This window comes from Luteococcus peritonei, from assembly GCF_039526385.1.
Lineage (GTDB): Bacteria > Actinomycetota > Actinomycetes > Propionibacteriales > Propionibacteriaceae > Luteococcus > Luteococcus peritonei.
Window position 1 is genome coordinate 67,037 of the sequence record NZ_BAAAIX010000029.1, and the last position, 20,900, is coordinate 87,936.

General features: G+C 69.9%; 19 protein-coding genes and 1 pseudogene. 6 read left to right on the top strand and 14 right to left on the bottom strand.

Annotated features, from left to right (window positions below):
- Nucleotides 1-81 precede the first annotated feature (81 nt).
- From rbfA to rimP, 5 genes are all read right to left on the bottom strand, one after another.
- The gene (rbfA, locus tag ABD073_RS12990; protein WP_343875264.1) at nucleotides 82-507 is read right to left on the bottom strand and encodes a 30S ribosome-binding factor RbfA; all 426 of its coding nucleotides are present in this window, start codon (nucleotides 505-507) and stop codon (nucleotides 82-84) included.
- Between the two features lie 273 nt (nucleotides 508-780).
- On the bottom strand, nucleotides 781-3,801 hold the full coding sequence (gene infB / locus ABD073_RS12995; protein WP_343875266.1) for a translation initiation factor IF-2: 3,021 nt from the start codon (nucleotides 3,799-3,801) through the stop codon (nucleotides 781-783).
- A gap of 179 nt (nucleotides 3,802-3,980) precedes the next feature.
- Nucleotides 3,981-4,271 carry a YlxR family protein gene (locus ABD073_RS13000; protein WP_343875268.1) on the bottom strand — a complete coding sequence of 97 codons (291 nt, stop codon included), beginning with the start codon at nucleotides 4,269-4,271 and terminating at the stop codon, nucleotides 3,981-3,983.
- Between the two features lie 80 nt (nucleotides 4,272-4,351).
- A complete protein-coding gene (gene nusA, locus ABD073_RS13005) occupies nucleotides 4,352-5,329 on the bottom strand; it encodes a transcription termination factor NusA (protein WP_343875269.1) in 978 nt (325 codons plus the stop codon).
- Nucleotides 5,329-5,892, bottom strand: a complete 564-nt coding sequence (gene rimP, locus ABD073_RS13010) for a ribosome maturation factor RimP (protein WP_343875270.1) — start codon at nucleotides 5,890-5,892, stop codon at nucleotides 5,329-5,331. The genes nusA and rimP overlap by 1 nt, the downstream gene beginning before the upstream one ends.
- 172 nt (nucleotides 5,893-6,064) lie before the next feature.
- Here rimP and ABD073_RS13015 point away from each other — a divergent pair, with 172 nt between their 5' ends.
- Nucleotides 6,065-7,018, top strand: coding sequence for a DUF4439 domain-containing protein (locus ABD073_RS13015; RefSeq protein ID WP_343875271.1), 954 nt, complete (start codon nucleotides 6,065-6,067; stop codon nucleotides 7,016-7,018).
- Between the two features lie 11 nt (nucleotides 7,019-7,029).
- Here the strand turns inward: ABD073_RS13015 and ABD073_RS13020 are convergent, their stop codons facing one another.
- The 7 genes from ABD073_RS13020 to ABD073_RS13050 all read right to left on the bottom strand — a co-directional run bounded on the left by ABD073_RS13020 (nucleotide 7,030) and on the right by ABD073_RS13050 (nucleotide 16,040).
- Nucleotides 7,030-7,779 carry a sulfite exporter TauE/SafE family protein gene (locus tag ABD073_RS13020; protein ID WP_343875293.1) on the bottom strand — a complete coding sequence of 250 codons (750 nt, stop codon included), beginning with the start codon at nucleotides 7,777-7,779 and terminating at the stop codon, nucleotides 7,030-7,032.
- Between the two features lie 116 nt (nucleotides 7,780-7,895).
- Nucleotides 7,896-8,645, bottom strand: coding sequence for a hypothetical protein (locus ABD073_RS13025; RefSeq protein WP_343875272.1), 750 nt, complete (start codon nucleotides 8,643-8,645; stop codon nucleotides 7,896-7,898).
- On the bottom strand, nucleotides 8,645-8,797 hold the full coding sequence (locus ABD073_RS13030; protein WP_343875274.1) for a ribbon-helix-helix domain-containing protein: 153 nt from the start codon (nucleotides 8,795-8,797) through the stop codon (nucleotides 8,645-8,647). Before ABD073_RS13030 ends, ABD073_RS13025 begins: the two co-directional genes overlap by 1 nt.
- A 115-nt stretch (nucleotides 8,798-8,912) precedes the next feature.
- Complete coding sequence (locus tag ABD073_RS13035) at nucleotides 8,913-10,661, bottom strand: proline--tRNA ligase (RefSeq protein ID WP_343875294.1); 1,749 nt, start codon at nucleotides 10,659-10,661, stop codon at nucleotides 8,913-8,915.
- A gap of 254 nt (nucleotides 10,662-10,915) precedes the next feature.
- A complete protein-coding gene (locus tag ABD073_RS13040; protein WP_343875276.1) occupies nucleotides 10,916-11,785 on the bottom strand; it encodes a GNAT family N-acetyltransferase in 870 nt (289 codons plus the stop codon).
- 1 nt (nucleotide 11,786) lies between these two features.
- On the bottom strand, nucleotides 11,787-12,929 hold the full coding sequence (gene ispG / locus ABD073_RS13045; RefSeq protein WP_343875277.1) for a flavodoxin-dependent (E)-4-hydroxy-3-methylbut-2-enyl-diphosphate synthase: 1,143 nt from the start codon (nucleotides 12,927-12,929) through the stop codon (nucleotides 11,787-11,789).
- A gap of 159 nt (nucleotides 12,930-13,088) precedes the next feature.
- Nucleotides 13,089-16,040: an ExeM/NucH family extracellular endonuclease gene (locus ABD073_RS13050; protein WP_343875278.1), complete on the bottom strand. Its 2,952-nt coding sequence runs from the start codon at nucleotides 16,038-16,040 to the stop codon at nucleotides 13,089-13,091.
- A gap of 452 nt (nucleotides 16,041-16,492) precedes the next feature.
- Between ABD073_RS13050 and ABD073_RS13055 the strand changes: the two genes are divergently transcribed.
- From ABD073_RS13055 to ABD073_RS13065, 3 genes and pseudogenes are all read left to right on the top strand, one after another.
- The gene (locus ABD073_RS13055; protein WP_343875280.1) at nucleotides 16,493-16,924 is read left to right on the top strand and encodes a MarR family winged helix-turn-helix transcriptional regulator; all 432 of its coding nucleotides are present in this window, start codon (nucleotides 16,493-16,495) and stop codon (nucleotides 16,922-16,924) included.
- Between the two features lie 48 nt (nucleotides 16,925-16,972).
- On the top strand, nucleotides 16,973-17,806 hold the full coding sequence (locus ABD073_RS13060; RefSeq protein WP_343875282.1) for a class I SAM-dependent methyltransferase: 834 nt from the start codon (nucleotides 16,973-16,975) through the stop codon (nucleotides 17,804-17,806).
- Between the two features lie 67 nt (nucleotides 17,807-17,873).
- Nucleotides 17,874-18,623: pseudogene (locus ABD073_RS13065) on the top strand (integrase core domain-containing protein); the annotation flags it as partial.
- Here the strand turns inward: ABD073_RS13065 and ABD073_RS15575 are convergent.
- Both ABD073_RS15575 and ABD073_RS13070 read right to left on the bottom strand, forming a co-directional pair.
- Complete coding sequence (locus ABD073_RS15575) at nucleotides 18,594-19,031, bottom strand: arsenate-mycothiol transferase ArsC (RefSeq protein ID WP_386751333.1); 438 nt, start codon at nucleotides 19,029-19,031, stop codon at nucleotides 18,594-18,596. The pseudogene ABD073_RS13065 and the gene ABD073_RS15575 sit on opposite strands and share 30 nt — an antisense overlap.
- Nucleotides 19,032-19,042: 11 nt before the next feature.
- On the bottom strand, nucleotides 19,043-19,399 hold the full coding sequence (locus tag ABD073_RS13070; RefSeq protein ID WP_343875284.1) for an ArsR/SmtB family transcription factor: 357 nt from the start codon (nucleotides 19,397-19,399) through the stop codon (nucleotides 19,043-19,045).
- Nucleotides 19,400-19,489: 90 nt separating this feature from the next.
- Between ABD073_RS13070 and arsD the strand changes: the two genes are divergently transcribed.
- Both arsD and ABD073_RS13080 read left to right on the top strand, forming a co-directional pair.
- On the top strand, nucleotides 19,490-19,876 hold the full coding sequence (gene arsD, locus ABD073_RS13075) for an arsenite efflux transporter metallochaperone ArsD (protein WP_343875285.1): 387 nt from the start codon (nucleotides 19,490-19,492) through the stop codon (nucleotides 19,874-19,876).
- Nucleotides 19,877-19,908: 32 nt separating this feature from the next.
- Nucleotides 19,909-20,900 (top strand): TRC40/GET3/ArsA family transport-energizing ATPase (locus ABD073_RS13080; RefSeq protein WP_343875286.1); only part of this gene is annotated, 992 nt, incomplete at its 3' end.

Consider the following 20,900-nt stretch of genomic DNA (forward strand, 5'->3'; position numbering starts at 1 on the left):
GCTCCGGACGCCCCGATCGGCAGGAAGCGGCAGGCCCTGTCCCCCACGAGGGGACAGGGCCTGCTGGCGTGCTGGGCAGGATCACTCCTGCTCGTCGTCGTCCTTCTTGTACGGGTCGGCCTCGCCGGCGTACTGGGCGTTCTCGCGCTGGCGGGCCAGCTCGGCGTCGCCGGCCTGGGCCCGGGCGAGCAGGTCGTCGATGGCGGCGGCCGCCTCCGGGGTGGCGTCGGGGATGAAGGCGATGCTGGGGGCGAAGCGCAGGCCCAGCTTCTTGCCGATCGTGGAACGGATCAGCCCCTTGGCGCTCTCCAGCGCCGCGGCGGTGTCGCCCTGCGCCTCCTCGGAGAGCACGGTGTAGAAGACGGTGGCCTCACGGGAGTCACCGGTCAGACGCACGTCGGTGACGGTGACGAAGCCCAGGCGCGGATCCTTGATCCTGCGCTCCAGCATCTCCGCGGTGATCATCTTGATCTGGTCGGCCAGCTTGGCGACGCGGGGATTGGTCATGGTTGCCTCCTGGGCAGGCTGGTGGGGACTCCCCCACGCTACTGGTCTTGGGAACTGGTGCGGGCGGCGGTCCCGAAGGACCACCGCCCAGACCGTGGTGGTTCATGACCCTTCCGAACTCGGCCGGCAGCGAGCTTGCGAGCGATGCGCCGGCCGAAGACGAGGGTCAAGGGAGTCATCCCCGAACCTTCCGAACTCGGCCGGCAGCGAGCTTGCGAGCGATGCGCCGGCCGAGAACGGGGGTCCAAGGGGGTCGTCCCCCTTGCTGACGAATCAGTCCCGCGGCTTCTCGACCATCTCGTAGGTCTCGACCATGTCGCCGACCTGGATGTCGTTGTAGTTCGCGAGCGTCAGACCGCACTCGAAGCCCTCGCGGACCTCGGTCACGTCGTCCTTCTCACGCCGCAGCGAGGCGATGCTCGTCTCGCGGATGACCACGCCGTCACGGACCAGGCGCGCCTTGGCATTGCGCTTGACCGTTCCGTTGTGGATCATGCAGCCCGCGATGTTGCCGAACTTGGAGGAGCGGAAGATCTCGCGGATCTCCGCGGTACCCAGCGCCTGCTCCTCGTAGATCGGCTTGAGCATGCCCTTGAGCGCAGCCTCGATCTCGTCGATCGCGTCGTAGATGACCGAGTAGTAACGCACGTCGACGTTCTCGTTGTCAGCCATCTTGGCGGCGTGCGGCGTGGGCCGCACGTTGAAGCCGATGATGACTGCCTTCGAGGCGGCGGCCAGCGTGACATTGGTCTCGGTGATGGCACCGACACCGCGGTCGATGACGCGCAGATCCACCTCGTCGCCGACGTCGATCTTCGACAGGGCGTCCTCCAGGGCCTCGACCGAACCAGCGCCGTCGCCCTTGAGGATGAGCAGCAGCTCCTGCGTCTCGCCCTTCTCGAGCTGCTCGAACAGCTGGTCCAGCGTCTTGCGACGCGAGCCCTTGGCCTGCGCAGCGGCACGCATGCGCGCCTCACGCTTGTCGGCGATCTGGCGAGCCATCCGGTCGTCCTCAACGACCAGGAAGTTGTCACCAGCACCGGGCACCGAGGTGAGACCCAGGACCTGGACCGGCATCGAGGGCGGAGCCTCGGTGACGTTCTCGCCCTTGTCGTTGATCATGGCGCGGACACGGCCGTGGGCCGAGCCGGCGACGATCGAGTCGCCCTTGCGCAGGGTGCCGCGCTGGATCAGGACGGTGGCGACGGGGCCACGACCCTGGTCCAGGTGCGCCTCGATGGCCACGCCCTGGGCGGGCATGTCCGGGTTGGCGCGCAGGTCCAGCTCGGCGTCGGCGGTCAGCACGATCGCCTCGAGCAGCTCGTCCAGGCCGGTCTTCGCGGTGGCGGAGACGTCGACGAACATGGTGTCGCCGCCGTACTCCTCGGGCACCAGGCCGTACTCGGTGAGCTGGCCACGGACCTTGGTGGGATCCGAGTCCGGCTTGTCCACCTTGTTGACCGCCACCACGACGGGCAGCTCGGCCGCCTTGGCGTGGTTCAGCGCCTCGATGGTCTGCGGCATGACGCCGTCATCGGCCGCCACCACGAGCACCGCGATGTCGGTGGCCTTGGCGCCACGGGCACGCATGGCCGTGAAGGCCTCGTGACCGGGGGTGTCGATGAAGGTGATCTTGCGACCCTCGCCGTCGACCTCGGTCTCCACCTGGTAGGCACCGATGGCCTGGGTGATGCCGCCCGCCTCGCCGCCCTGCACGTTGGCATGACGCAGCGCGTCCAGCAGCTTGGTCTTGCCGTGGTCGACGTGGCCCATGACGGTGACGGCCGGCGGACGGGGCTCCAGGTCCTCGTCGTCGCCCAGGTCCTCACCGAAGTCCAGGTCGAAGCTCTCCAGCAGCTCGCGGTCCTCGTCCTCCGGGGAGACGACCTCGATCTTGTAGTTGAGCTCGGCACCCAGCACCTCGAGGGTGTCATCGGCCACCGACTGGGTGGCGGTGACCATCTCACCGAGGTTGAACAGCACCTGCACCAGCTGCGCCGGCTCGACGTTGATCTTCTCGGCGAGGTCGGTCAGCGAGGCACCGCGGCGCAGGCGGACGGTCTGGCCGTCGCCCTGCCGGATGCGCACACCGCCGATCGACGGTGCCTCCATCTCGTTGAACTCTTGCCTGCGCTGCTTCTTGCTCTTGCGTCCGCGACGACCGCCCTGGCCGCCACGACCGAAGGCACCCTGGGTGCCACCGCTGCGACCGCGACCGCGACCGCCGCCACCGGTGGGCGGGCCACCGCCCATGCCGGGACGACCGCTGGCACCGCCGGGGCCACCACCGGGACGACCACGACCGGGGCCACCGCCGGGACGACCACCGCGAGCGGGGGCGCCCACCTGGGCGCTCTGCTGCTTGGGCATCATCGCCGGGTTGGGGCGCGGCATGCCGGGCAGGCCGCCGGAACCACCGGGACGCGGCATGCGGTTGTCACCGCCGGCCGGGGCACCCGGACGGGGAGCACCGGGACGGGCACCGGCGGGAGCGCCGGGACGACCCGCACCACCCTCGGGGCGCTGGCGACGAGCGCCCATGCCCTGGGAGGGAGCGAAGGGGTTGTTGCCGGGGCGCGGGGCGCTACCGGGACGGGCGCCGGGACGCGGGGCGGCACCGGGGGTGGGCAGACCACCCGAGGAACCGGGACGCGGGGCGCCGGGACGAGCGCTCTGGCCGGGGCGCGGGGCGGCCTGGCCCGGGCGGGGAGCCGCCTGGCCGGGACGCGGGGCCTGGGCGGCCGGACGCTGCTGCTGCGGGGCCGGAGCCTGCTCGGCAGGTGCCTGCTCCACGGGAGCCTGCGGGGCGGCCGGGGCCTCCTGCTCCGCGGGACGCGGGGCCGGGGTGCGCACGGGCGGGGTGGTGCTCGTGGTGGGACCCGAGGGGGCGAACGGGTTGTTCGACGGGCGGGGGCCACCGGGCTTGGGGGCGCCACCGGGACGCGGGGCCGCCTGGCCGGGCTTCGGCGCTCCGGGGCGCGCCGCGGGGACGCTCGGGGCGGTCTGTTCGGCAGGAGCCGCCGGGGCAGCGGCCTCGGCCGGCTTGGCCTCGGGGCGTGCGGCCGGCTTGGCCTCGGCACCCTTGCGGGGGGCCTGGCTCGAGGGCGCAGCAGCCTGCGGCGCACTGCCACCGGCATTGCTCTCGAGGGTGTCACGCAGGCGGCGGACCACCGGCGCTTCGATGGTGGAGGACGCGGAGCGAACGAATTCGCCCATGTCCTTCAGCGTCTTCAGGACGTCTTTGCTTTCGAGTCCGAGCTCCTTCGCGAGCTCGTAGACACGGACCTTTGCCACTACTCTCCTTCAGGCCCGTGCCCCGTTGGCGCGGACCAGTTAGTTGGTGTTCATGCTCATTGGTGATTACTCATCGAGTGGTCATGAGCGTCAGCCCACTTTCTGGACAGCCCTGCGTCGTGCGACGCGGGCTCTTGGTAGATCCGCCCGGGGTTCCGGGCGGACGCGCACCCACCATGCTACCGCGAAGCCACCCCGGCGGTCGAACCGGTTGCTGCGGGGCCGGCCGGCCGGCATGCCTCGAACAGGTCCTCGGGAACCTCCACCCGGCGACGGAATCCGCGCGCGAAGCCGCCGCGTCGCAGGGCCGCCTCGCGGCACCGGTCGTCGGGGTGCAGCCAGGCTCCCCTGCCGGGCAGCCGACGGGCCGGATCGGCCACCACCACGCCGTCCACCAGCACGAAGCGCTCCAGGGCGGACTGCTCGTCGTCCTGGCGACAGCCCAGGCAGGTGCGTCGTGGTGTGCTCACCGTCCCAGCCTAGTGCCGCACGACGAACGGCCGGCGCTCCCTGGTGGGGAGCGCCGGCCGTCCTCGGTACCGGGCCTGGCTCAGGCCTGCAGCGCGGCGTCGGAGCGGATGTCGATCCGCCAGCCGGTCAGCCGGGCGGCCAGCCGGGCGTTCTGCCCCTCACGGCCGATGGCCAGGCTGAGCTGGTAGTCGGGCACCACGACGCGGGCGGCGCGGGCGGCGGCGTCCACCACGGTGACCTTGCTGACCTTGGCCGGGCTGAGGGCCTGGGCGACGAACTCGGCGGGGTCCTCGGACCAGTCGATGATGTCGATCTTCTCCTCGTTCAGCTCGTGCATCACCGCGCGCACCCGCTGGCCCATCGGGCCGATGCAGGCGCCCTTGGCGGAGACGTCGGAGTTTTGGCTGACGATGGCGATCTTGGTGCGGTGACCGGCCTCGCGGGCGATCTCCTTGATCTCCACGACCCCCTGCTCGATCTCGGGGACCTCCAGCGCGAAGAGCTTCTTGACCAGGCCCGGGTGGGTGCGCGAGACGACCACCTGGGGACCCTTGGCCTCGCGGCGCACGCTCACCACGAAGACGCGCAGCCGCTTGCCGTGGGTGTACTGCTCCCCCGGGGCCTGCTCCGCCAGCGGCATGATGGCCTCCATCTTGTTGCCGATGTCGAGCCGGATGGTCTTGGAGTCGCGGTCCTGCTGGACGGTGCCCAGGATGATGTCGCCCTCGCTGGCGGCGAAGTGGCCGTACTTCTGCTCGTCCTCGGCCTCGCGCAGCCGCTGGAAGATCACCTGGCGAGCGGTGGAGGCGGCCACGCGGCCGAAGTCGGCGGGGGTGTCGTCGTACCAACCGACGACCTCGCCCTCCTCGTCACGCTCGGGCACCATCACGGCGAAGCGGCCGGACTTGCGGTCCAGCTCGACGCGGGCGCCGCGGACCGGGTGCTCGGTCTTGTCGTAGGCATTGAGCATCGCGTCCTCGAGCGCCTGGACCAGGTAGTCCAGGGGGATGTCCTTCTCGCGCTCGATGGAGCGCAGCGCAGCCATGTCGATGTCCATCAGTTCTCCTCGGTGAAGTCGTCGTCCTCGTCCTCGGACTCGTCGCCCAGGTCATCGAGGTCGGGATCGTGCTTGCGGTTCATCTCCACCTGGATGGTGGCCTTGGTGATCTCGTCGTAGCCCAGCTCGTGGCGGGGGTCGAGGTCGGCGGGCAGCTTCTTGCCCGGCTCCGGCTCCTCCACCAGGACCACGTGCGCCTCGTCGGCGGACTGGATGCGGGCGCGCAGAACGCTGCCGTCCACCAGGCTGGCCTGCACCAGACGGTCGCGGTTGCGACGGAAGTGCTTGGCCTCGGTGAGCGGCTTGCCGACGCCGCGGGAGCTGACCTCCAGGGTGAAGGGCTGGTTGCCGATCTCGGGGGCCTCGTCGAGGGCGTCGGAGATGTCACGGGTGGCCGACGCGATGTCGTCCAGCAGGGGGCCGCGGCCCTTGGGGCCGTCGCCGTCGACGGTGATCCGCAGCACCTTGCGCTTGCCGGCGGGGATCACGTCGAGGGAGTCGAGCTCGAGGCCATGGGCCTCGAGGATGGGTTGCACGATGGGCGTCACGGTGCGCTCGTTCACGCTGGCGACCACCTTTCAGTTGTGTGTCCAGTTGTGCTTTCGGTTGTGCCCCGACGGCCTGCGCCACCGGGGTGGGGCCAGCCTATCGGCTGGCGGTGGGGCCTCGGTCCACCTCGGCCGGGTGACCGCGTGGCGAGGGTCCCGCTGACCGCCGGCTCGCTAGCATCGGCCCGTGCCAACCTCTCGTCGTGCCCTGCTGGGGCTCAGCCTGGCCGCCGGCCTGGCGGGCTGCGCACCCGACCCCACGGTCGGCCGACGGCACAGCCAGGCGGGCCCCGCCCCCGCCGCCGCGATGCCGCAGGCCGCGCTACTGGCGGCCTCCCGCGCCGAGCAGCAGATGGCCGACTGGCTGGCCGGCGTGGCCGCAGGAGCCCCCGGCAACGGGGCGCCGGCACCGGTGCTCACGGCGATGGCCACGTCGCACGCGGCCCATGCCCAGCTGCTCGCCCGCCCTGAACCCCTCTCCCCTGCCACCACCACGCCCGCGCCCACGGCGCGCCCCACGGCGGTGCGCACGGCGTGGAAGGCGCTGGCACCCCAGCTGGCGGCCCGCGAGGACGCGCTGGTAAAGCAGCACAGCGAGCTGCTGGCCCGGGCCGAGGATGCCTCCCAGGCCCTGCTGCTCTGCTCGCTGGCCGCCTTCGCGGCCGGGCATCGCAGCCCGGGCTCCGCTCCCGCCGAGGGCAGGCTGCGCCCGGCGATGGTGGAGGTGGGCAGCCCCGAGCAGGCCCGGCTGGCCCTGCTCTCGCAGCTGCGGGCGCTGGCCGAGGGGCTGGAGGTGGGCGCCGGCCAGGTGGACCCGCAGAGCCCGGAGTACGAGCGCGGCAAGGCACGGCTGGCCCAGGTCTGGCAGGCGCGCGATGCGCTCATCCGACGCCTGGCCGCGGACGGCACCACCGTGCCGCCCGCAGAGCTCAGCTATGCCATGCCCGGTGACTTCGCCAGCCCGGCCGCCGTCCGCAGGACCTGGGCGGCGCTGGAGAACGGCGTGCTGGCCGGATGGGCCCGGGTCTGCGCGGCCACCACCGGCACCGACCGCAGCCAGGCGCTGAGCCAGGTGCTGGCCCAGACCGCACAGGTGCGCGCCGACGGCGGCGCCCTGGGCTGGTGGCCGGGCTGGGTCTGAGCCAGACGGTCTCAGCGCAGCAGCGCCAGGCTGTCCCAGGCGAGCTTGAGCGCCAGCAGACCGACCACCACCAGGAAGACCTTGCGCACGAAGGCATTGCCGTGACGGATCGCCATCCGCGCCCCCAGGAAGCCGCCGGTCAGGTTGGCCAGCGCCATCGCACCGCCCAGCCCCCACAGCACGTGGCCACTCAGCCCGAGCACGGTCAGCGCGGCCACATTGGTGGTCAGGTTGGCCAGCTTGGTCAGCACGCTGGCCTGCAGGAAGCCGTAGCCCAGCAGGGCCACCAGGCTGATCACGAAGAAGGTTCCGGTACCGGGGCCGAGGAAGCCGTCGTAGACGCCGATCACCAGCCCGATCACCGCCAGCCTCAGCAGGTGCGCGGTGCCGCTGTGCTTCAGCTCGTGGTGCAGGCCCAGCTGCGGGCGTCGCACCGTGTAGGTGCCCACCACCAGCAGCACCACCAGCACGACAGGGGTGAACAGGGCCCGGGGCATCAGCTGCACCAGCTGCGCGCCGAGCGTGGAGCCGAGCCAGGCGCAGGCCATCAGCGGCAGGGCGCTGCGCCACTCGACGCTGACCTTGCGCAGGTAGGTGAGGGTGGCGGTGCCGGTGCCCGCGGCGGAGGAGAGCTTGTTGGTGCCGGAGATGCTCGCCACCTCCTCATTCGGCAGGCCGATCAGCAGGCTCGGCAGCTGGATCAGGCCACCGCCACCCACCACTGCGTCCACCCAGCCGGCCAGGAAGGCCGCGAGGACCATCCCGGCCAGCACGCTCGCCGCGACGTCCACGCACCACCTCTGCTTCCCGGCCCGCCGTGAGCCTCCCGGGGAGCCTAACGGCTGATGGGCGAGGGGTGCGTGGACGTCCGCTGCGCTCAACCGCGCTGGTGCACCTGCACCTCGCGCCCGTCGGAATCGATGACACGCAGGGTGCGCAGCTGGTCCTGCTCGACGATCTGAGCCTCGAAGCCGGCGGCCAGCAGTCGGTCACGGACCGCCTCCAGCGGCTCTGTGGTCTCGAAGCCCAGGTCACAGACCGAGTTCTCCCCCACCGGGTTGTCGGTGGCCGGTTCGGTGATCGGCTCACCCTGCGGCCTGTGCAGGCCCAGGGTGGATCCGTCGGCGGCTCGCAGCGGGAGCCACCACTCGTCGCCGGCCTTGGCTTCCAGCCCGAAACGGGCGAAGAAGGCCTGGTCTGCGGCGAAGTCGGGGCTGTAGCGCACGGCGGTCAGGTAGAGGTCCGGGCGTGGTTCGGCCTGGTGCTGCTGGTAGGCGCCGTAGAGGTCGGTCTGCACCTCGTCGATCCAGATGCCACCGCCGAAGGGATCGGTGATGCCGGCATGGCGGCCGTAGGCCTCGTCCCAGGTGACCACGCCGTCGATGCCTACCACCTCGTCGACGCTGGCCACGGCCAGGCAGAGCTGGGTCTGGCCGGGGACCGCGCCGGTCTGGGAACCGGAGGCCCGGTGCACCCCGACGCTGCCCCCGGCGGCGCGCAGCACGGCGAAGCCGCCGTCGGAGGTGCTGACCTGGCGGGCCATGCCCAGCGCCTCCAGGAAGCCGACCATGGCCTGCGGGTCCTCGGTGAAGCGGTAGCACTCGATGGATGCCTTGATCTGGTTCATCACTGCTGTCCTTCCAGGTAGTCGGTGAGGACCTTCTCGACCAGGGCCGACAGGCTCTGCCCCTCGTCGATGGCCCGGTGCTTGACCTGCTTCACCAGCTCTGGCGGCAGGTAGACGTTGAACTGCACCTTCTTGTCCTTGGCTTCGCTCATGCAAGAATGCTAGCAATCTTGCAAACCGTGTCAAGGTCTGGCCCCGGAACTTCCTCGCGACGCAGCACGGCCCGGCACCCACCAGGGGTGCCGGGCCGTGCCGGGAGTCGACGGCTCAGTGGCCGTGGACCTCCTTGAGGATCTCGGCGAGGGCGTCGTCGGTGGAGACTTCGCGCTTGGCGCCGGTGCGGCGGTCGCGCACCTCCACCACGCCGTCGGCCAGGCCACGGCCCACCACGACGGTGGTGGGCATGCCCAGGATCTCGGAGTCGGCGAACTTCACGCCGGGACTGGCCTTGCGGTCGTCGTAGAGCACCGTGACGCCGGCCTCGTCGAGTTCGGTGGCCAGCTTCTCGGCGAAGCCGAAGACCTCCTCGCCCTTGCCGGTGGCCAGCAGCTGGACGTCGAAGGGCGCGAGACCCCGCGGCCAGCACAGGCCCTTCTCGTCGCTGGTGCCCTCGGCCACGGCGGCCACGGCGCGCGAGACGCCGATGCCGTAGGAGCCCATGGTGACGGTGACCAGCTTGCCGTTCTGGTCCAGCACCTTCAGCCCCAGCGCCTCGGCGTACTTGCGGCCGAGCTGGAAGATGTGGCCCATCTCGATGCCTCGGGCCAGGCTCAGCGGGCCGGAACCGTCGGGTGCCGGGTCGCCCTCGCGGACCTCGGCGACGTCCAGGACGCCGTCGGGGGTGAAGTCACGACCGCAGACCAGGTCGATGACGTGGTGGCCGGGCTGGTTGGCGCCGGTCACCCAGCGGGTGCCCGCCACGACGCGCGGGTCACACAGGTAGCGCACCTTGGCGGGCGCCTTCTCCCCCAGCACCTCCGGGCCGATGTAGCCCTTCTTGAGCAGCGGGTTGGCGGCGAAGTCCTCGTCGCCGAAGGGCAGCACCTCGGCGGGCTCCAGCGCCGCTTCGAGTCGCTTCTCGTCCACGGCACGGTCACCGGGCAGGCCCACCGCCAGCAGCTCGGTGCTGCCGTCGGGATGGACCACCTTGAAGAGCACGTTCTTGAGGGTGTCGGCACCACTCCAGGCGCGGTCCTCACGCGGGAAGCGCTCGTTGAGCAGGGCCACCAGGGTCTCGATGGTCTCACTGCCCGGGGTGTCCTCGACGTGCGCAGCCGGCACGTCGGAGAAGTCCTGCGGTTCCGGAGCGGCCACGCGCACCGCCTCCACGTTGGCGGCATAGCCACCGGGCGAGCGCACGAAGGTGTCCTCGCCGTTCTCGGCCACGGCCAGGAACTCCTCGGACTTCGAGCCGCCCATGGCACCGGCCATGGCCTGCACGATCACGTAGTCGAAGCCGAGCCGGTCGAAGATGCGGATGTAGGCCTCGCGGTGCTTCTGGTAGCTGGCCTCCAGGCCCGCCTCGTCCACGTCGAAGGAGTAGGAGTCCTTCATCACGAACTCGCGCCCGCGCAGGATGCCCGCGCGGGGACGCGCCTCGTCGCGGTACTTGGTCTGCACCTGGAAGAGCGAGAGCGGCAGGTCCTTGTAGGAGCTGTAGAGGTCCTTGACCATGAGGGTGAACATCTCCTCATGGGTGGGGCCCAGCAGCAGGTCGGCGCCCTTGCGGTCCTTCAGGCGGAACAGGTTGGGGCCGTACTCGGTCCAGCGGTTGGTGGCCTCGTAGGGCTCACGCGGCAGCAGTGCCGGGAAGTGCACCTCCTGCGCGCCGATGGCCTCCATCTCCTCGCGGACCACGGTCTCCACCTTGTGCAGCACCTTCAGCCCCAGCGGCAGCCAGGAGTAGATGCCGGGAGCCACCCGACGGATGTAGCCGGCCCGGACCAGCCAGCGGTGGCTGGGGACCTCGGCATCGGCCGGGTCGTCACGCAGCGTGCGGACGAAGAGCTGGCTCATGCGGGTGATCATCGTGGCCTTCCTGCATCCCTGGCCCGTGGCCACCTGTGCGGAACGCCCTCGGCTGCCCTTCAGCCTGGCGTCGCGATGCCCCCACAGCCTAGTGGACCGCCCGGAGTTGAGAAGTTAAAGACGGCCGACCAGAAAATTACCGTTTCAGGTAGCCCTTACTACGCCAGGTCGTGCAAGATGTTTCCAGACGCGCACGTGGCAACCCCCGAGGCCACGTGCGCGTCGCCTTTCCTTGCCACACGTCAGTACAGGACGGTGGCGAAGGTTCCGACGCGGGTGAAACCGACGTGTTCATACAGTTTCACCGCGGGGGTGTTGAAGTCATTGACGTACAGGCTGACCACCGGCCAGCGCTCCTGGCAGAGCCGCACCACCTGCACCATCGCCGGGGCGGACAGGCCGCGTCCGCGCAGCTCAGGATGCAACCAGACGCCCTGCACCTGGCAGAACATGCCCGAGGCGCAGCCCACGTCCGACTTGAACAGCACCCGACCGTCCTCGACGATCCCGAAGGCCCTGCCCTGCTCAATGGTGCGGCGCACGTGGTTGCGGTAGCTGCCCGTGGCCTCCAGCGGACTGACCCCGACCTCCTCGGTGTACATCTTCACCGCGGCGTCGAAGTAGGCCTCGAAGTCGGCCATGGTGATGGGCCGCACCCGCGCGTCACCATCCGCGGTGGGCTCAGAGCTGATGCTCATCAGCGGCTGTTCCGGGCGCAGGTCGCGCACCTGCGACCAGGCACCGCCCCATCGCTGGCTCAGCGCCTCCCAGAGCGCGAGGGTGGGACCGGCCACCCCCATCACGGAGGCGGCCCGGCGACGCGGGCCCAGGTAGCGTACATAGGCCTCGACGGCCGCCTCGTCCGCGGCCACCGGGACCAGGTTGGAGCCGGCATGGCACAGGCTGGTGAGCCGGCCGCCCTCCTCCCAGCCGACCACCTGGCAGCCCAGCATGAAGGGGTCGAGACCGCCGGCCTCCACCCGGGAGGCGACGAACAGGTTCTCCAGCGGACTGCCCAGCAGCAGCCCCATCACCTCGTCGAGGTCGTCGTTGCCGAGGATGCGCAGCACCCCGCCGGCCTGCGACGTGCCGGGGGCGGCGCCCAGCGACACCTCAGACGACCTGGACCGCGGGCGCGCCCACTTCGGAAGTCTCGGCGGCAAGGCGGTTGGCCTCCTCGATCAGGGTGGCGACGATCTGGTCCTCGGGCACGGTCTTGATGACCTCGCCACGGATGAAGATCTGGCCCTTGCCGTTGCCGGCGGCCACGCCCAGGTCTGCCTCACGGGCCTCACCCGGGCCATTCACGACGCAGCCCATCACGGCGACGCGCAGCGGGGCCTCCATGCCCTCCAGACCCTCACTCACCTTGTCGGCCAGGCCCCAGATGTCCACCTGGGCCCGGCCGCAACCGGGGCAGCTGACCACGTCGAGCTTGCGCGGGCGCAGGTTGAGCACCTCCAGCAGCTTGGTGCCCACCTTCACCTCCTCCACCGGGTCGGCGGACAGCGAGACGCGGATGGTGTCCCCGATGCCCTCGGCCAGCAGGACGGAGAAGGCGGCGGTGGACTTGATGGTGCCCTGGAAGGCGGGACCGGCCTCGGTGACGCCCAGGTGCAGCGGGACGTCGGTCTGGGCGGCCAGCAGGCGGTAGGTCTGCACCATGGTGATCGGGTCGTTGTGCTTGACCGAGATCTTGTAGTCGCGGAAGCCGACCTCCTCGAACAGGCTGGCCTCCCACAGCGCCGACTCCACCAGGGCCTCGGGGGTGGCCGAGCCGTACTTCTTGAGCAGGCGGGGGTCCAGAGAGCCGGCGTTGACGCCGATCCGCAGGCTGACGCCGGCATCGGTGGCGGCCTTGGCGATCTCGGCGATCTTGTCGTCGAACTTCTTGATGTTGCCCGGGTTCACGCGCACCGCCGCGCAGCCGGCGTCGATGGCCGCGAAGACGTACTTCGGCTGGAAGTGGATGTCGGCGATCACCGGGATGGCCGACTTCTTGGCGATGATCGGGAGCGCCTCGGCGTCGTCCTGGCTGGGGCAGGCCACCCGCACGATGTCGCAGCCGGCGGCGGTGAGCTGCGCGATCTGCTGCAGCGTGCCGTTGATGTCGGTGGTCTTGGTGGTGGTCATGGACTGCACCGAGATGGGGTGGTCGCTGCCGACGCCCACCTTGCCGACGTGGATCTGGCGCGTCTGGCGACGCGGCGCCAGGACCGGCGCGGGAAGAGCGGGCATACCGAGCTGGACAGTCATGGCTCCAAGCCTAGCGCTCCACCCTGCCCGCCACGGCGCGCCGAGGGGGCTCGCTCAAGGCGCCCACAGGATGACTGCCGCGCTGCTCTCGCGCCACGGCCAGGGGCCCGCCGGAGAACTGCTCCGACGGGCCCCTGGGGTGCTGCACGGTGGGGCTGACTACTTGTTGGTGATGCTCACCCGGGTGGACTCCAGCACCACGCCGTCGCGCACCACGACGGCCGAGGCGTCCCTCCAGGACGGCTTCGCACCGCTGTACCAGCCGGCCTCGGTCAGGGTGACCGTGGTGAACTGCTTCTGGCCGTTCCAGGTGCCGGTGATACGCAGCTGGTCACCGGGCTGGATCGGGCTGACCTTGAAGCCGAAGCTGCGCTTGTCCTGGTAGGAGCTGATCACCGGCTTGCACTCGGGCTTCTGGCTGATGGACACGCGGGTCTCCTCCAGCACCTGACCGTTGCGCACCACGACGGCGGTGGCCTCGGTCCAGGTGGGCTTGGAGCCGCTCCACCAGCCCTGCTCGTTCACCGCCACGGTGGTGGTCTGCTTCTGACCGTTCCAGGTGCCGTCGATCCGCAACTGGTCGCCGGCCTGGGCGTCAGCCACGGTGAAGCCGAAGCTGGTGCACTGCTGCTTCGGGGTGATCACCGGCGTCGGGAGGGCCGCCTTCTGGTCCTTGATGCCGAAGAGCACCGGGTCGTGGTCGCTGGAGGCATAGGGCGTCGGCGCGTAGAAGTCGGTGACGTTGTAGTTACGGCGCGAGTACTGCATCGCCACGGACTCGTCGCCGTTGATGTCCAGGTCGTCGGCACCGGTCACCAGGGCCAGGCCCTCGGCATTGGCGTAGGCATGGTCCAGGGACCCGAGCCGGCCGGCGAACTGGTAGCTGGTGGACTCGGGGTTGAACTGGCGCACCAGGTCGGTGAAGCCGGCGGCCTCGATGATCCGGGCCGGGGTCTCCTCGGTGTAGGCATTGAAGTCGCCCACCATGAAGACGGCCTCGTCGGGCCACATCTGCTCGGTCCAGGCGGTGACGGCCCTGGCCTGCTCCTCGCGAGAGGGATTGGACAGTCCCTGGCCGGTGCCGTCGTCGGCACCCGATCCCTTGCTCTTGAAGTGGTTGGCCACCATCACGAACTGCTGGCCGGTGGCCACCGACTCGAACTTCTGCGCCAGCGGCTGGCGGGCATTGGCGAAGGCCGGGTCCATCAGAATGACCGAGGCGTCGACGGGCTTGACCTCGGCGGGCTTGTAGATGAAGGCCAGCCGGATCACGTCCTCGCTGCCGGGCACCACGGTGGGGCTGGGCACGTAGGCATAGGTGCCGGCGCCGACCTTGGCGTTCAGCGCGTCCACCAGGTTCTTCAAGGTGGCGTCACGGTCGTGGCCGAAGGCGGCGGAGTTCTCGATCTCCATCAGGCCCACCACGTCGGCGTCCAGCATCTCCAGCGCGGCGACGATCTTGGCCTGCTGGCCACGGAAGGCCTGCTCGCTCCAGGCGCCGCGCACGGTGCAGCCGTTGGCGCCCACCGGGTTGCCGTCCTTGTCCTTGTAGGAGGCGCAGCCGGTCTCGTCCTTGCCGAGGTCGGTGAAGTAGTTGAGCACGTTCATGGCGCCCAGCTGCAGGTCACCGCCGACGGCCGGAGCCGCGGTGGGGCGGGTGTTCTCGGTGGCCAGCGGGTCCTGCTCGTCGGTGGCGCCGACGATCTGGCCGGTGGGCTGGAAGTTCCACTGGAAGCGGTAGTCCAGGATCACCGGCTGGGTGAAGCTGACCTGCGAGGCGGTGCGCATCGGCTCGTCCTGGCTCAGCCAGGGCATCGGCGACTGCTTGGCCGTGGCGTTCTGCATGTAGTTCCAGCTGGAGCCGTCGTCCAGGGTGATGTAGCGCTTGGCCTGCTCGGCCTCGTAGGCGGCCGCCTCCGTGTAGGGCACCCGGTCGGTGGCCTGCCACAGCGGCTTCTCGCCCACCGCCAGGCCGATCTGGCCGTAGGTGTTGAGGTCGTAGTTGTTGGTGATGGTCCAGGTGCCCTGGGGCAGCACCAGCATGCCCTCGTAGGGCTCCTTGTCGGCGTTGGTGACGGGCAGGCTCGCCAGCTCGGTGGGCTTCACCGCGGCGCAGTCGGTGGCCGGGGCCAGCTGCGGCTTGGTGATCTGGGTGAGGCCGTTGAACTCGGCAGGCACACCGGTGATGGTCCAGCACTCCCCCACCTTCGCGGTGGGCGCGGTGCCGGTGTAGACGAAGATGCCGTCCGAGGCGCTGCCGGCGGCCTTCGGGCTGCCGCCACTGCCGGGGGTCTGCACGTAGAAGCCGTTGAACCCGCCGGTGGGATAGGTGGCGGTCACCACGCCGGTGGTGGTCACGGTCTGGCCGGCCAGCGGGGTGGTGCTGCCGGTGCCCTGGATGTCGGCGATCGAGACCTGGCTGCCCGGGGTGGGCTCCGGCGCCGGGGTGGGCGTGGGCTCCGGGGTGGGCGTCGGGCTGGTGCTCGGGTCGGGGGTGGGAGTGGGGTCCACCGGGGCGGGAGTGGTGGCCCCGTTCTGCGGGCTGGGAGCGCCGGTGGCGAAGTCGGCGGAGTTGTCGTCGGTGTCCTGGAAGTCCTTGCGGCTCACCGAGGTGGTGTTGGAGGGCGCCGGTGCGGCCGCCTTCTCCACGCGGGTGGCGGTGCCGAAGCCCACGAGGTCCACGGTGGCGCCACTGGGGGCCTTCAGCTCGACGCTGCCGGCGGTGCCGCTCATGGCAGCGGTGCAGGTGGCGTCGGGGGTGGGCAGGGGCTGGCTGCCGCCGGTTCCCTTGGCCTGCTGCACCAGGTAGTAGCCGCCGGGCTGGATGCTGCCGGACAGGGTGCAGGTGTTGCCCAGGTTGCCCGAGGCCGAGTAGTAGAGCAGCTGGTGGCCGCTCAGGTCGACGGCCTGGCCGGTGGGGTTGTGGAGCTCGACGAAGTCGTGGGTGTAGGTGGCGCCGCTGTTGCCACCACCGCCGTAGACCTCGTTGACGACGAGGTGGTCGGCGGCCGCCGCCGCCGGCAGGGCGGCCAGGCCGGTGGCCATCACGCCGAGGCCGAGGGCCGCGGCAACGCACCGCCCGATGGGGGTGCGCTGGAATGCTGTGGACATGGGATCTCCGGGAGATAGAGGGGGCTGGTGGGTCCGTCTGCCAAGCTAGCCGGGCAGCCGCTTCCTGAGAACCCCCTGAACGGCAGCCCCACCCAACGTTCACCGTTTCGTCACACTGCCGGACCGCATCGCGAGGCTGCCCCATCCATGCCTGCACCACGACGCCTTGGCAATCCCGCTCGTCGCACTTCCCGTCCCCGCGAGACCATCGCCCCTTGAGGATCCACATCACGGCACAAAGGGCTGCATCACGGCACTTGGTCACGCATCGCCCCTGCAGGAACAGGGGCGATCCGGCACGAACGGCCGCGATCACAACATTGCGACGATCGGACGGGGTGCCTGTCGCTGCTCGCCCACAGCTCCCGGCCCCCGCCCCTAGCTGTACCAACCGGACAGGTTGATCGATGAACAACCTCTCGTTTTGACACAATCACTTGTAACATTGCGGAATGAACCCCTTGGATCGTCTGTTGTCGCAACTTCGTCAAGCGAACGAGGCCGCCCAGTCCGCCAAGGATGCGGCCCTGGTGGACAGTGGCCTCACGAAGGCCCAATACAACGCGCTGCTGTTGCTGGCCCGCGGCAACGGTTCGACCGCCTCTCAACTGGCCCAGGCGTGCGGAGTGAGCCAGCAGGCCATGAGCCAGACGGTCAACCGCCTTGTCGACGCATCATTCGTCACGGCCGAGCGCTCGCCTCATGGCGGCAGGGCCATGGTTCTGACGGTGACCGAGAGGGGTCGGTCGAGCCTGGCGCTGGCCGATGAACGAGTACAGGAACTCGACGACCATCTTCGACAGCAACTTGCACCCCTGGAGATGGGCACCTTCGCAGCAGCGTTGGACCGCCTTCGCATCGCATCGCTCGGGCGGCTCAAATAATGAGATCAATGTTTCATATCTAGAGACACCCTCTCCTAGCGTTGCGCCATGACGTCCCAGACACAGTCCTCGCAGACCAGCCACTACGCCCACGGCCACCAGCCCAGCGTCCTCGCCTCCCATGCCACCCGGACGGCGCAGAACAGCTGCGCCTACTTCCTCGACCGGATCGAGCCGGGCCAGAGGGTCCTCGACCTGGGCTGCGGGCCCGGGTCCATCACGCTGGACCTGGCCACCCTGGTCGGACCCGAAGGGCCCGTCGTGGGCGTCGACTTCTCCGAGGAGGCCATCGCCACAGCCCAGCAGGCAGCATCCGAACGAGGCGCCCAGAGCACCCGCTTCATGGTCGGCGACCTGTTCGCCCTTGACCTGGAACCGCGCTCGTTCGACATCGTCCACGCCCACCAGGTCCTGCAGCACCTGGCCCACCCGGTGGCGGCCCTGAAGGCAATGGCTGACTTCGTGAAGCCCGGCGGCATCATCGCTGTCCGTGATGCCGACTACGGGGCGATGGCCTGGTACCCGCTGATGGAGGGGATCGAGCACTGGCGCACCATCTACAGTGCATCCGCCCGCGCCTTGGGCGGCGAACCCTACGCCGGCCGCAGACTGCGCGCCTGGGCCCGTGCAGCTGGCCTGGACGTCGAGGTGACCCAGTCCTCGACATGGACCTACGCGACGCCCGAGGCCACGAGCTGGTGGGGCAACTCCCAGGCCGACCGCGTTCTGGCATCCTCCTTCGCCGACCGAGCCGCCGGACAGGGCCTCACGCCGGAACAGATCCGCTCGATCGCCGACCAGTGGAGGCAGTGGGGTCGGCACCCCGACGCCTGGTTCTTCCTGCCCCACGGCGAGATCATCGCCACCCCCACCCACGCCTGACCCGCACACCACATGGCACCGCAGTCGACAGACTGCGGTGCCATGCCCATGCAGAAGGGGGGCCGCCATGGCCCACAAGAACGCAGCCCTCACGCCCCGGCACCGTCTGAATGTCGCGCAGCTCGTCATTGATGAGGGCTGACCTGTCAGCGAGGTCGCCGCCCGATTTCAGGTGTCCTGGCCCCCTGTGAAGCGCTGGGCTGATCGCTACCGCGCCGGTGAACCACTGCAGGACAGCTCCTCGCGGCCGCACCGCAGCCCGAACCGGACCGACCCCAAGGTGGTCAAGCGCTGCGTCAGCCTGCGCCTGCGGCTCCGCGAAGGACCGCACCCAGGCTCGTGATCGCCCCGTCCACGGTCCACCGAATCCTCTTCGTCATGCCACCTCAACCGGCTGGCGCATCTCGATCGCGCCACCGCCGAACCCGTCCGCCGCTACGAACACGACCACCCCGGGGCCCTGGTCCGGGCTGTCGAGTGGTTCCGTCGCCGAGGAATGGTCGTCGAGCGGGTACTGTCCGACGACGGCCACGCCTACCGCTCACGCGTCTGGCGCCAGGTCTGTGATCAACTCGGGGTCACGGTGAAGAAGACCTGCACCTACCGTCCCCAGACCAACGGCAAGAGCGAGCGGTTCCACCTCACCCTGGCCGACGGCTGGGCCTACGCCCGCTGCTACGCCCGCTGCTACGCCTCCGAGACAGAGCGCCGCGACGCCCTGGAGGGCTGGCGGCACTACTACCACCAGCACCGGCCCCACACCGCCTGCGGCAATCAGCCGCCCTTCTCACGATTGATCAACGTCCCCGGGCAGTACGGCCAGGCCGCTCAGGAGTCGAAGCACTCGCTCGTCGATGTCGTCGCGCAGGAGATCCATGCGTTCATCTCCGGTGATGCCGCGCAGGGACGGCTCGTCGGTGTGCCAGGTCTCGACGGCGCCGCGCATGCCGTCGAGGGGCTCGACGGCCGCCTCGTCACCCAGGACCACGACGCGGTCGACCCGACGCAGGAGGTCTGGGTCGATGGGCTTGGGGAACTCCCCGTCGAAGGTGCCGCCGACGGCTTCGACGCTGGCGCGTGATTCTTCGTTGAGCCTGGTGCCGGGCTGGGTTCCGGCGGAGTGCACCTCGACGCTGTCACCGGCGTGCAGGCGGGCGAGGGCAGCGGCCATCTGGCTCTTGCCGCCGTTCTTGACGCAGACGAACAGCACGCTGGGCTTGGTCATGGACTGAATCCTCACTCGGGCAGGGAATCGAGGAAGCCGCGCAGCAGCGCGAGGCCTCCCGGGTGGATGGAGAAGTGCGCCCACCGGCCGCGCATCTCCCGGTCCACCAGTCCCGCTTCGACGAGCTTCTTGAGGTGGTGCGAGAGCGTGGGCTGGCTGACGCCGAACACCTCGGGCAGGTGACAGGCACACACACTGGAGCACTCGCTGGCCGCGATGTGCGCATAGATCCGCAGGCGCACCGGGTCGCCAAGCACCTTCGCCAGCGCGGCGAGCTGCTGTGCCGTCGCCTCCCCGAGCCCGCCAGCCGAGGGAGGGCAGCACTCGTTCGCCACATGGAGTTCGATCGGTGTGGTGGTTGCGGTCATGCATGTCACCCTATCCAACGTATTGACGGGCGTCGATGTGTTGCTAGGGTCAACGTATAGATGTTCATCGATTCGTTCTTGGAGGTTCCCGTGCCCAGCATTCGTGTCTTCGAGCCCGCCCTGTGCTGCAACACCGGGGTGTGTGGCGACGACGTCGACCAGGCGCTGGTCGACTTCACCGCCGACCTGAACGCCCTCAAGGACGCAGGCGCCGACATCGCCCGCACCAACTTGGGCACGGACCCGCAGGCCTTCACCGCGAACCCGCAGGCCGTCACCTTCGTGCAGACCGTCGGTTCCGAGGGGCTTCCGCTCACCCTCGTCGACGGCGTGACCGTGCTCACCGGTCGCTACCCGACCCGTGACGAGCTGCGGCGCTGGGCCGGTATGGGCACCCCCGTCCCGTCGACGGGCCACACACCCCTCCAGATGGCCGGTGACTCGGGCGACTGCTGCGGCGGCACGGGCTGCTGCTGACACACCGCGGACCGAACGGACTGGAGAACGCCATGCACTTCCTCGAGAACCCGCCCCGCCACCTGTTCTTCACCGGCAAGGGAGGCGTCGGCAAAACCAGCGTCGCCTGTGCCACGGCCGTCACCCTGGCCCGTGCTGGGAAGCGGGTCCTGCTGGTGAGCACCGACCCGGCGAGCAACATCGGCCAGGTGTTCTCCACCACCATCGGCAACACCATCACCCCGATCAGCCAGGTGCCGGGGCTGTCGGCCCTGGAGATCGACCCCGACCAGGCGGCCGAGGCCTACCGCGAGAAGATCATCGGGCCCGTGCGCGCCTTGCTGCCCGTCCAGGAGATCGAGACGATCACCGAGCAGCTGTCGGGCTCCTGCACCACCGAGATCGCCTCCTTCAACGAGTTCACCGGGCTGTTGGCCGACCCCGAGCAGACGGCGGGCTTCCACCACGTGGTCTTCGACACCGCACCCACCGGCCACACCATCCGCCTGCTCCAACTGCCCGGCGACTGGACCACCTTCCTCGACACCGGCAAGGGCGATGCCTCCTGCCTGGGCCCGATGAGCGGACTGGAGAAGAACCGCGCCACCTACCGCACCGCGGTGGACGCCCTCACGGATTCCGACACCACCCGGCTGGTGCTGGTAACCCGGGCCCAGGGTGCCGCCCTGCGGGAGGTGGCCCGTACCAGCGACGAACTCGCGGAACTCGGTATCCCGGCCAACCACCTCGTCGTCAACGCCGTGCTGTCCGAGGACAGGACGACGAGCGACCCCCTGCACGAGGCGATCCGGCAACGCGAGCAGACTGCGCTGCACGACCTGCCCCCGACACTGGCAGGACTCCACCTCGACCAGGTGCCGCTCAAGCCGGTGAACATGGTCGGACTGACCGCCCTGGAGGACCTGCTCGTCGCCGGTCCTGGAACTGCCACAGCCACCACGTCCACCACTGCGGAGACTGAACCGCCCCGGCATGTCCGGAGACTTGGTTTGGTGGCTCAGGCGGTGAGCTTGAGCCGATGGTA